This window comes from Parabacteroides sp. CT06, assembly GCF_002257605.1.
GTDB lineage: Bacteria > Bacteroidota > Bacteroidia > Bacteroidales > Tannerellaceae > Parabacteroides > Parabacteroides distasonis.
In genome coordinates this window covers 1,517,361-1,528,996 of the sequence record NZ_CP022754.1, presented here as the reverse complement: position 1 = coordinate 1,528,996, position 11,636 = coordinate 1,517,361, and the positions used below count along the sequence as shown (strand labels likewise).

At 48.2% G+C, this 11,636-nt stretch carries 7 protein-coding genes; 1 reads left to right on the top strand and 6 read right to left on the bottom strand.

What is annotated here, in order from left to right; translation table 11 throughout:
- Window positions 1-513 precede the first annotated feature (513 nt).
- From CI960_RS06665 to CI960_RS06650, 4 genes are all read right to left on the bottom strand, one after another.
- Window positions 514-1,446: a site-specific integrase gene (locus CI960_RS06665; RefSeq protein ID WP_005857932.1), complete on the bottom strand. Its 933-nt coding sequence runs from the start codon at window positions 1,444-1,446 to the stop codon at window positions 514-516.
- Window positions 1,447-1,563: 117 nt separating this feature from the next.
- Complete coding sequence (locus CI960_RS06660; protein WP_094582298.1) at window positions 1,564-3,723, bottom strand: M3 family metallopeptidase; 2,160 nt, start codon at window positions 3,721-3,723, stop codon at window positions 1,564-1,566.
- A 41-nt stretch (window positions 3,724-3,764) separates the two neighbouring features.
- The gene (locus CI960_RS06655; RefSeq protein WP_005857936.1) at window positions 3,765-5,885 is read right to left on the bottom strand and encodes a M3 family metallopeptidase; all 2,121 of its coding nucleotides are present in this window, start codon (window positions 5,883-5,885) and stop codon (window positions 3,765-3,767) included.
- A gap of 164 nt (window positions 5,886-6,049) precedes the next feature.
- Window positions 6,050-6,229 carry a hypothetical protein gene (locus CI960_RS06650; protein ID WP_005857938.1) on the bottom strand — a complete coding sequence of 60 codons (180 nt, stop codon included), beginning with the start codon at window positions 6,227-6,229 and terminating at the stop codon, window positions 6,050-6,052.
- 108 nt (window positions 6,230-6,337) lie between these two features.
- Here CI960_RS06650 and CI960_RS06645 point away from each other — a divergent pair, with 108 nt between their 5' ends.
- On the top strand, window positions 6,338-7,285 hold the full coding sequence (locus CI960_RS06645; RefSeq protein WP_005857940.1) for a nitronate monooxygenase family protein: 948 nt from the start codon (window positions 6,338-6,340) through the stop codon (window positions 7,283-7,285).
- Between the two features lie 66 nt (window positions 7,286-7,351).
- Here the strand turns inward: CI960_RS06645 and CI960_RS06640 are convergent, their stop codons facing one another.
- Window positions 7,352-8,536, bottom strand: coding sequence for a TolC family protein (locus CI960_RS06640; protein WP_005857942.1), 1,185 nt, complete (start codon window positions 8,534-8,536; stop codon window positions 7,352-7,354).
- Between the two features lie 5 nt (window positions 8,537-8,541).
- The gene (locus CI960_RS06635; protein ID WP_005857944.1) at window positions 8,542-11,625 is read right to left on the bottom strand and encodes an efflux RND transporter permease subunit; all 3,084 of its coding nucleotides are present in this window, start codon (window positions 11,623-11,625) and stop codon (window positions 8,542-8,544) included.
- Window positions 11,626-11,636: the final 11 nt, after the last annotated feature.

The following is an 11,636-nucleotide window of genomic DNA, read 5'->3' as shown; positions in this document are numbered from 1 at the left end:
TTCTAGTGGTTATCCCGTGGCCCGAAAACAGACCCCACGGCAATTCAGAGCCCCACCAAGATTCTTTTATATAACCTTGATAAACAGCGTTTTATATTTTCAAATATGGCATTACTGAAAATTACCATCTCTTGAAATCTTAGGCTACTTGGGGAGTAGCCTAAAAGGTGCGAGAACGGTTATCACCCGGTTGTAGAGACGGGGCACGCCCCGTCTCCCACTGTCTGATAGTAGCTTTAAGTTACCATTTGGAGGGGATGAGACGGGGCATGCCCCGTCTCTACAGGAATACACACAGGTTATAAGGCATGGTGGAATGATACCGGGAACAAGAGGTCATTTCACCCGCATCACCATGTCTATACGTCTAGGATAAAACAGGAAAATCAAAAAATAGAGAGGATCAAACGCCTACAATGAGTAAACAAGCGCATTTGTTTGCTTGTTTTTAGTTATTTTTTACTACATTTGCGCCGTGAAAGAATACGCTACTCCCCAAGTAGCCTACTCCCTTTACCCTACTTTCGGTACATGATTGTACACACTCTCAAAACAAATTTTATTCACCGCAGACATCTTTTCCAACGAGAAACTTTTCAAATAGATTTGCGTAGTCTTGATCGATTTATGGCCCAATAGTTCGCTGATCATCTCAATCGGGACATCCTGTTCCTTCAAAATCATCGCAAAAGAATGACGGATCGAATATGAGGTGATCGGGATAGACACACCGCAGGCTCTCGCCAACCTCTTCAAATTCCGGTTAAAATGGGCCAAAGCGGAAGTGTACTCCTTGTAGGCTTCTTTTCCCACTTTTATCCCTTTCAAGAAAGGAAACAAATAGGGTGAGTCCTTACCTACATCACTTGACAGTTCCCTCAGCGACTCCCATGCGGTAGATTGTACCTCTATAAGCATCGGAGTACCCGTTTTCTGGCGTTTATATTCCAAAACCCCACCCCGGACATTCTCCTTTTTCAGATGAGCGAAATCCACGAATGCCATACCGCAAAACTGGAACATCAGGCACAATGCCTGCCGTGTTTTTCTCAGTTCCGGATCATCTAATGAGGCCGTCATCAGAGAACGTAATAAATCCTGTGGTAACGCCTTTTTGCGTTTGCTCTCTATACCCGTGAAAACTCCCTTAAATAAATAAGGGATATAGGGGGCCAACCCTTCCTCCACCGCCATGTTGTACACACAACGGATCCGACGCATATAGGTCGACACCGTGTTCCATGTACATCCTTTATTCAACAAAAAGGCCTGATAACGCCGAAGGTTCTCCTTATTGACATAGATATAGGGAATTACCTCCAACCCACAAAACCGCATGAATGAGTTCAATGCATCCTGATAGCTCTTCGCCGTGGAATAACGCCCATCCACACGCAATTTATAGATATACAACCTCATCCCTTCTACTAAATCCTTTTTCTCCATACTATCGCTATTTTTTCGTGATAAAACTTAGCAAATGTAATACAGATCCGGGAGGTTGAGCATATACAAAAAAAGGCGAACCAACCGGTCCGCCTTTATAAAATCTCCATTTCTAGATTATTTCAGTCCTCTATTCTTCAGCAACGGATCCGTACCCGGTTCCTTGCCACGGAAATTCTTGTACATATCCATAGCGTCGTCGATACCGCCCGGGGTCAAGACATATTTACGGAATTTATCGGCACATTCTTGATTAAAGATGTCGCCGGTTTCCTTGAATGCCTCGAAAGCGTCGCAATCCAATACCTCAGCCCAGATGTAGCTATAATAGCCGGCGGTGTAGCCGCCACCCATCGTATGGTTGAAGTAAGTCGTACGGTAACGGGAAGGGATTTGTTTCAGCAAACCACGACGGCCTAACGTCTGTTGCTCGAAATCCATCACATTCAAGTTGGCCGGAACATTATTCGTCTGGTCAACGAACTTGATCACTTTCTTATCCGCCGCATCACCACTGACCGCATGGAAATCCATATCCAGATAAGAAGCCGCCAGATACTCCGTCGTAGCGAAACCTTGTCCGTACTTACCGCTCTTATCCAACTTCTCGATCAACTCGGCCGGGATCACCTCGCCGGTCTGATAATGCTTAGCGTACACCTTCAATACTTCCGGCTCGAATACCCAATGCTCCATAACCTGTGAAGGCAACTCCACGAAATCACGAGGAACACCAGAAACACCGGAGTAATGCACGTCACGGAACAAGCCGTGCAAACCATGACCGAACTCATGGAACAATGTATTCGCCTCATCAGCGCTCAACAACGCAGGTTGTCCCGGAGCCGGCTGGCTAAAGTTACAAACGATCGTTACGACCGGAGCCACACGCTTGCCATCCTTATAAGCCTGCGGACGATAAGAACCACACCATGCGCCACCACGCTTGCTGGCACGAGGGAAGAAATCGAAATAAATAACGCCCAAATGAGAGCCATCCTTATCTTTGCACTCAAAAGCCTGCGCTTCCGGATAAGGCAACGGGATATTACGGATCGGGGTGAACGTGATACCATATAACTTATTAGCTACATAGAAAGCACCCTCACGAACATTATCCAACTTCAAGTAAGGACGAACCTCATTCTCATCCAAATTGAATTTAGCCTTCTTGGCCTTCTCGAAATAATAACGCCAATCCCAGCCCTCGGCCTCGAAATTGCCGCCTTCTTTCTTGATCTCGGCGTTTATATCGGCCAACTCATCTTTCGCTTTCGCCAAAGCAGGCTTCCAAACCTCATCTAACAATTGATAAACCTTATCCGAGCTTTTCGCCATACGATCCTCCAACACGAAAGAAGCGTAATCATCATAGCCCATCAACTTCGCTTTCGCCAAACGAGCGGCAACCAAATCACGAACCACTTCCTTGTTATCGTTCTCATTATTATTATTACCACGGTTGATATAAGCGTTGAACATCTTCTCACGCAACTCACGTTTATCGGAATATTGCAAGAACGGCATCACGCTCGGGTTCTGCAAGGTAAATACCCATTTGCCTTCCATCCCGGCATCCTTAGCCGCTTGAGCGGCGTTAGCGATCAAGGTCTCGGGCAGACCGGAAAGATCCTCCTGCTTGTCGATCACCAATTTAAAAGCGTTCGTCTCTTTCAGCATATTCTGTCCGAAAGTAAGCTGTAGCATGGAGATCTTGCTATTCAACTCACGCAATTTAGCCTGATCCTCAGCGGAAAGATTAGCGCCACCCCGAACGAAGTCCTTATAAGTCTCCTCCAATAACTTCATTTGCTCCTTATCGAGACCCAACTCATCCTTCTTATCGTATACCGCCTTCACACGAGCGAATAATTTCGGATTCAAGTTGATATCATCACTATATTTTGACAATAGCGGCGACATCTCACGGCTTAACGCCTGCATCTCATCATTCGTATTCACGCTATTCTGTCCACCGAAAACGATCTGGACCTTCCGAAGCAACGCACCCTGCTCATCCAAAGCGACAATCGTATTCTCGAACGTCGGCTCCTCCGGGTTATTCACGATCGCCTCGATCTCCTTGCGTCCCTCTTCCATGCCTTGCAATAGGGCCGGTTTGTAGTGCTCGAACTTGATTTGATCAAAAGGTGGAACTCCAAACGGGGTGGTATATTCCGCAAAGAACGGGTTCTCACCCTCCACGGTCTTCTTTTCGGAAGTACCGCAGGCAGTAAGCATAACGGCTAATCCTGCTGCCATAATTAATTGTTTCATCTTTACTGATTTTTTGATTTATGAGTTATAAATTGTTCTGCTCATTTTAGCCCTCTGTTCTCCAACAGCGGATCGATGCTAGGTTGTTTGCCACGGAAATTCACGTACATGTCCATAGCGTCGTCGATGCCGCCCGGGGTCAGTACGTATTTACGGAATTTAGAGGCAACCTCCGGGTTGAAGATATTACCCGTCTCCTTATAAGCTTGGAAAGCGTCGCAATCCAACACTTCCGCCCAGATATAACTATAATAACCGGCTGTATATCCACCTTCCATCGTATGTCCGAAATAAGTGGAGCGATAGCGAGACGGAATCTGACGGATCAGACCACGATCGCCCAAGACCTTCGCCTCAAATTTCTCGATATCCAAATCGGCAGGGATCTCTTTCAATACATGATAATCCATATCCAGATAAGAGGCGGCCAGATACTCCGTCGTAGCGAAGCCTTGTCCATACTTGCCACTCTTGATCATCTTGTCTACAAGGGCTTGCGGTATTACCTCGCCGGTCTGGTAATGTTTAGCGTACACTTTCAATACCTCCGGCTCAACGGCCCAATGCTCATCGACTTGCGAAGGTAGCTCCACAAAGTCACGAGGCACGTCGGACACGCCATAATAATGAACGTCGCAGAATAAACCGTGCAAGGCATGACCGAACTCATGGAATACGGTCTCGGTCTCGTCGGCCGTCAAAAGCGCCGGTTGTCCCTCCGCCGGTTTACTGAAATTAAATACGGTAGTAACCACCGGGGCTACCCGTTTCCCATCTTTATACGTTTGTGAACGGTAACCGCCGCACCATGCGCCACCTCCTTTGCCCGGGCGGGTAAAGAAATCCATATACAGCACGCCCAGATGCGTACCATCTTTATCCTTGCACTCGAAAGCGAGAGCGTCAGGGTCCGGTTTCGGGATGTCCTTGATCTCGGTAAACGTGATACCGTATAATTTATTGGCTACATAGAAGATGCCCTCACGTACATGTCCCAACTCAAAATAAGGACGCATCTCGTTCTCGTCCAAGTTATATTTCGCTTTCTTGGCTTTCTCGAAATAATAACGCCAGTCCCAGCCCTCGGCCTCGTAATTACCGCCTTCCTTCTTGATCTCGGCGTTGATATCGGCCAATTCCTCTTTCGCTTTCGCCAAGGCAGATGGCCAGATTTTATCAAGCAAGTCGTACACGTTCTTCTCGTTCTTCGCCATATTCTCTTCCAATACGAAAGCGGCATAATCCTCATATCCCATCAATCGGGCTTTCTCCAGACGAGCGGCAACCAGCTGCTTAACGACCTCCTTATTATCATTCTCATTATTATTGTTGCCACGATTCGTATACGCCTTGAAGATCTTCTCACGCAAATCACGCTTATCGGCGTATTGAAGGAAAGGCATCACGCTCGGATTATGGAGGGTAAACACCCACTTACCATCCAGACCATTCTCTTGGGCCGTTTGCGCCGCCTTGACGATCACGTCTTCCGGCAGACCGGATAAGTCCTCTTTATTATCGATCACTAATTGGAAATCGTTGGTCTCTTTCAGGGTATTCTGTCCGAAAGTAAGTTGGAGCATGGATATCTTCTCGTTCAGCTCACGCAACTTCGCCTGCTTATCCTCCGGCAGATTGGCTCCTCCCCGGACAAAGCTTTTATAGGTTTCCTCCAACAGCTTCTTCTGTTCCTTATCCAGATGGAAGCTCGCCTGATTCTCATATACGGATTTCACCCGGGCGAAAAGCTGGGGATTTAGGCTGATATCATCCGAATGTTTGGATAAAAGGGGATAAAGCTCACGTTCGAGCTCTTGGATCTCGTCCGTGGTATTCACACTGGATTGGCCACCGAAAGCATACATTACTTTAGTAAGCAACTCGCCACTTTGGTCTAAGGCCACGATCGTATTCTCGAATGTCGGCGCATCCGGATTTGCCACGATCGCCTCGATCTCCTTCGACTGCTCTTCCATGCCTTTCAAAAGAGCCGGCTTGTAATGAGCCACCTCTATTTGGTCAAACGGAGGCACCCCGAACGGTGTCGTATACTCCGCAAAAAACGGATTGGGTGTAGCGCCTTCCGCTACATCGCTTTTCTTTGAGGAGGAACAAGCTCCCAAAATAACCGCTAAACCTGCGGCCATAAGCGTTTTATTCATGCCATTGTTATATTAGAATTACAATGGACAAAGATAACGAAGTTTTGCGTTACAATTCTATTTCAAATTGTTATTATTTAGAATCCGGAAAAAGATTTTCACAATTCACACAAAAAAGATCCCCAAAGGGAGATCTTCCCTTCGGGGACCCAATATGCTTTCACTCAATGTTCAATCGAATCGCTCTCTATACCGTCCTCGATATTTTCATTTTCGATCGTTTCTTGTAAATCTTGAATGTCATTAGACGTGTAATCATCCGACAATACCGAATTGGTAGACATGGTCTCATCGTGAAGATCATCGCTCTCATCCCATAACGTTTTCATTATATTCTCTGGCATATCTCTTATATTTTAAAGTTATATGCCTATTCAACAACCTCGACAAAGAAATTGTTGTTCCAATAAAAATAGTTCACTAATTTTAGCGAGATTAACGCAAGAAATAATATGAATCGAATTTGTAGTCTTTTTGGTATTCAGTATCCCATCATACAGGCGGGAATGGTTTGGTGTAGTGGTTGGCGGCTAGCTTCAGCGGTTAGTAACGCCGGTGGATTAGGATTGATCGGGGCAGGCTCCATGCACCCGGAAGTACTCCGGGAACATATCCGTAAATGCGAGGCGGCGACCGACAAGCCTTTTGGCGTGAATGTCCCGCTGATGTACCCGGAAATCGATACCTTGATGCGGATATTGGTGGAGGAAAAAGTGAAGATCGTATTTACCTCCGCCGGTAACCCGAAAACATGGACAAAGTATTTGAAGGATCATGACATGACGGTCGTTCACGTGGTAAGCAGCTCTAAATTCGCCACGAAATGCGAGGAGGCCGGAGTGGATGCCATCGTTGCCGAAGGCTTCGAGGCCGGCGGGCACAACGGACGGGAGGAAACAACTACGATGTGCCTGATCCCCGCTGTCCGGAAAGCGACCTCTCTCCCCCTTTTGGCGGCAGGAGGTATCGGAAACGGTCAAGCGATGCTAGCGGCACTCGCACTAGGGGCCGACGGCGTACAGATAGGCACTCGTTTCGCCTTGACCAAAGAAAGCTCGGCACACGAGAATTTCAAGAAACTATGCTTGAATCTTAAGGAAGGCGATACGAAGTTATTATTAAAGAAACTGTCTCCTACCCGTCTGGTAAAAGGAGATTTCGCTACGGCAGTGGAAGAAGCGGAAGCCCGGGGAGCGTCCGTGGAAGAATTACGTGAGTTATTGGGCAAAGGACGTGCCAAGAAAGGAATCTTTGAGGGCGACCTAAAGGAAGGCGAGTTAGAGATCGGACAGGTAGCGTCTTTATTCTGGGAGGAATTATCCGTGGAAGAGGTGATGAAAGAATTGATCCGTGACTTTAAGCTATCCTTAGAGAACGTAAAAACACAGTTGTGTTCGTGAGAAAACACAACTGTATCTGTGGATAAGCACAACTGTGTTCAAGAGAAAACACAGTTGTGTTCCTTATCATAATCGATACTTATACAATTGCGCCATGACCTTTTGGTATTGGTTTTGCAATTGCAGGTAGTTTTGCACGCTTTGGTAATAGGTCGTCACATCCACGAAATACTCGATCATAGAGATTTGCCCGGCCTGTATAGCCTTGTTCAACAAGACCAAGCTATTCTGCCTTTTCAGCACATCCTTATATTCATCGATAGATTTCTTTAAGGAGACAGACTGGTCATATAGCTGCCTCAACCCATTCTCTACCGTGAAAGAAGCGCTCTCCAACTGCATCTCCGTATAGCGGGCCTGAGCCTTCGCCTGTTTCACGTTATTACGGTTCGAGAACAACGGGATGGTGATTCCTACCAAGAAACCATTGAAACGCTCTCCACCCGAGGCGGGATTCATACGATACCCTAACTCAAAGCCGGGCAGACCTTTCGCCTTATTCACGCTCACCTGCCGAAGAGCTGTCGTCTGGTCGCTACGCAAGGTCTGTAATTGCGGATCGGATTGCATCGCCTCCGTCCGCAGCTCATCAAAGGAAAGCACATCCTTATCCGGCAAGGCGTAAACCGTATCCGTAAACTCGATAGCGATACCGCCGTTCAGGGTAGCCAGCTCCTGCAGCTTGGCAATACGGGAAGTCTCGTTCATCCGGGCCTCTGTCCGAGCGTTCAATAATTCCAGATCGATCTTGTTTGTCTCAAGGATATTCGCATTTCCTTTCTCCAAACGAGTCGCATAAAAAGCGGAAAGTTGCTCGGCGTTCCTAAGACGGGTATCCAATAGGTTCTTCTGCTGGTTCAACAGCACCAAATCTAGGCAAACCTCTTTCACCTGCAACAAGATTTGCTGACGAAAAGCCATCCCTTGACGATCCAAACCCGCGGATTTCGCCTTCGTCAGCTTATGCTTCCGGACATATACGGACGGGAAATCAAAGCTTTGGGAAGCCACGAACTCGCCCGTGAATCCCATCCCTTCTTTATTCCCCCAGAAATGCGAATAAGAGACCGAAGGGTCTGGCAAATTATTATCCAACTTCGCCTCCAGCTTCTGCGACTGGACCAACTGGCTGTTCGCCTGTAAATCCTTATTGTTCGCCTCCACGCTCCGGAGCACGTCCTCTATAGAAGTCTGGGCGGAAAGGCCGCCTGTCAATACAGACAAGGCGGCGATTATAATATATGATTTCATAAAACTTATTCTTTATTCTTGTTCATTATCAGATAAACAATCGGGATGATGAATCCGTTTAAGAACGTAGAGGTTAATAAACCACCCAAGATCACCGTCGCCATCGGGCTCTGGATCTCATTTCCGGGAAGATCGCCATTCAACGCCAACGGGATCAACGCCAAGGCGGAACTCAACGCCGTCATCAAGATCGGGTTCAAACGGTCAAGGGAACCTTGTATCACGGACTCACGCAATCCCATTCCCTCTCCCCGCAAATGCGTATAGTGGCTGATCAGCAGCATACCGTTTCGGGTAGCGATACCAAACAAGGAAATGAAACCGATAATCGCCGGGATACTGATCTCGCCGGAAGTAAGCCATAGGATAATCACGCCACCGATCAACGCCAACGGCAAGTTCAACAAGATCACGCCACTCTCCTTCACGTCCTTGAACTCATTGTACAGTAACATGAAGATCACCAATAACGACATCAACGACGTCAGCAATAAGGTACGGCTGGCCGCCGCCTCGCTCTCGAACTGGCCACCATATTCGATATGGTATCCCTCCGGCAAACGGATATTAGCCTCTACCCGATCCTGTATCTCATTAACCACACTTCGCAAGTCACGTTCCGATACATTGGCACTAATCACGATCTTACGTTGCACATTCTCACGATTGATCGTATTCGGACCGGTCACCGAACGGATATCGGCCACGTAGCTTAGCGGCACTTTCTGTCCGGCGGCATCGATCATCAGATTGCTAATATCATCTATCGTCGCACGGCTAGCGTCGGAGGTCTTCACGGTCAAATCGAAACTCTTGCCATCATCGTACACCTGACTGACGGCCTCGCCTCCCAACATCACATTGATATATTCCTCGAACTCCGGCAGGGGAATGCCATATTTAGCCAACAACTCACGTTTCGGGGTGATTGTCAACTGCGGGCGCTCGATCTGCTGCTCTACCTTCAAGTCCACCAGACCCGGGATCGTTTGGATAGCGGCCTTGATCTGGTTACCGACCGTAAACATCAGGTTCAAGTCCGTACCAAACAGTTTGATAGCGATATTCGCCTCCGTACCGGAAAGCATAGCGTCGATACGATGGGAAATAGGTTGCCCGATCTCTATATTAGCGCCGCTGATCGTAGATAACTTCTTGCGGACATCATTCATCACCTCATCCCGACTACGGTCTTGCAATTCGAAAGGAGCCTCGATCTCGGAAACATTCACGCCCAAGGCATGCTCATCCAATTCCGCACGACCGGTCTTCCGAGCCACAGTCTTTATCTCGGGCACTTGCAACAGCAACGCTTCCGCACGGCGTCCGATCTGGTCCGACTCGTCCAAGGAAATTCCCGGAAGCGAGCTTACGTTGATCGTAAAAGAACCCTCATTGAACGGGGGCAAGAAACTACGTCCCAAATGAAAGAAGATCACCAAGGCGACCACAAACAAAGCGATCGTGGTACCAAGCACCCATTTCTGGTAAGCCAACGCTAACTCCAAAGCCCGTTTATACACCACCTTCAACTTCCGGGCTATCCAAGCCTCACGCAGTTCCTTCATTCCCGTCGCTTTACGGTTCAGCAAATAGCTACAAAGCACCGGGGTCAAGGTAAGCGCCACCACCGTAGAAGCAAACAACGCCACGATAAAAGCGATACCCAGCGGAACCAACATACGGCCTTCCATACCACTCAAGAAGAACAAGGGCACGAAGCTCACCACGATAATCAAGGTAGAGTTCAAGATCGGCATACGTACCTCACGGGAAGCGTCGTAAACCACCTCCAAGGTAGAGCGTTGCTGATCCGGAGGCAAGAGCCGGTTTTCCCGGATTCGTTTATACACGTTCTCCACGTCCACGATAGCGTCATCCACCAAGGAACCGATAGCGATCGCCATACCTCCCAAGCTCATCGTGTTAATCGTCAATCCCATGTAGTGCAATACGATGATAGAGACCAGCAAAGATAACGGCAAGGCTACCAACGAGATCACCGTCGTACGTATATTCATCAAGAACAGGAACAAGACGATCACCACGAAGAAACTACCCTCAAACAAGCTCTTCTTTACATTATTAATAGAGTTATCGATAAAATGACTCTGGCGGAATATATCCGTAGAGACATGTACATCCGCCGGCAAGTTCTTCCGCAAATCGACAACAATCTCGTCCAGCTTCTCCGTCAACTTCTCCGTACTCGTATCCGGCTGTTTGGTCACGGTAATCAGCACGGCTGGCTTTGTCCGCTCGGAAGCGGTTCCCAGCTTCGGGCTTTTACCGCCGATCTTAACCGTAGCGATATCACCCAGCGTAACCGGATACTCATTCACGGTCTTCACCACACCCTGAGCGATCTCCTCCGCCTTCGAAGTCGATAAGACTCCTCGGATGATGTATTCGTTCGAGAACTCATACAATACACCACCATTGGCGTTCCGGTTCATATTCCGACAAACATCCAACACCTCGTTCAACCCTACACCGTAGTGCTTCATACGAGCCGGGTCCAACAAGATCTGGTACTCCTTAATATCGCCACCGATCACGGCCACCTGCGCCACACCGCCCGTAGACAACAAACGGGGACGGATCGTCCAGTCGGCGATCGTACGTAAGTCCAACAAAGACGTGGAATCGGCGGTCAAACCGAGGATCATCATCTCACCCAAGATGGATGACTGCGGGCCTAAGGTCGGTTTACCTACGTTCTCGGGAAGGCTCTCACCCAAGACAGCCAGTTTTTCGGACACGATCTGACGAGCCCGGTAAATATCCGTACCCCAATCGAACTCTACCCAAACCACGGAGAATCCGGTGGTAGACGAGGAACGCACACGCCGTACGTCCATCGCACCGTTCACGGCAGTCTCCACAGGGAATGTCACCAAGCGTTCCACCTCCTCGGGAGCCATACCGTTCGCCTCGGTCATGATCACGACCGTTGGGGCGTTCAAGTCCGGGAACACATCCACGTCCGTATTAAACGCCGTGTACGTACCCCAGATCATCAGCAATAGCGCACAAACCAAGATTACCAACCGGTTGTGCAATGAATAATAAATTATCTTATTTAACATGCAACATCCCT

What these genes read in the sequence shown, in the direction of transcription:
- CI960_RS06665 (WP_005857932.1), bottom strand. Translation starts at nt 1,446, where the DNA reads ATGGAGAAAAAGGATTTAGTAGAAGGGATGAGGTTGTATATCTATAAA.
- CI960_RS06660 (WP_094582298.1), bottom strand. Translation starts at nt 3,723, where the DNA reads ATGAAACAATTAATTATGGCAGCAGGATTAGCCGTTATGCTTACTGCC.
- CI960_RS06655 (WP_005857936.1), bottom strand. Translation starts at nt 5,885, where the DNA reads ATGAATAAAACGCTTATGGCCGCAGGTTTAGCGGTTATTTTGGGAGCT.
- CI960_RS06650 (WP_005857938.1), bottom strand. Translation starts at nt 6,229, where the DNA reads ATGCCAGAGAATATAATGAAAACGTTATGGGATGAGAGCGATGATCTT.
- CI960_RS06645 (WP_005857940.1), top strand. Translation starts at nt 6,338, where the DNA reads ATGAATCGAATTTGTAGTCTTTTTGGTATTCAGTATCCCATCATACAG.
- CI960_RS06640 (WP_005857942.1), bottom strand. Translation starts at nt 8,536, where the DNA reads ATGAAATCATATATTATAATCGCCGCCTTGTCTGTATTGACAGGCGGC.
- CI960_RS06635 (WP_005857944.1), bottom strand. Translation starts at nt 11,625, where the DNA reads ATGTTAAATAAGATAATTTATTATTCATTGCACAACCGGTTGGTAATC.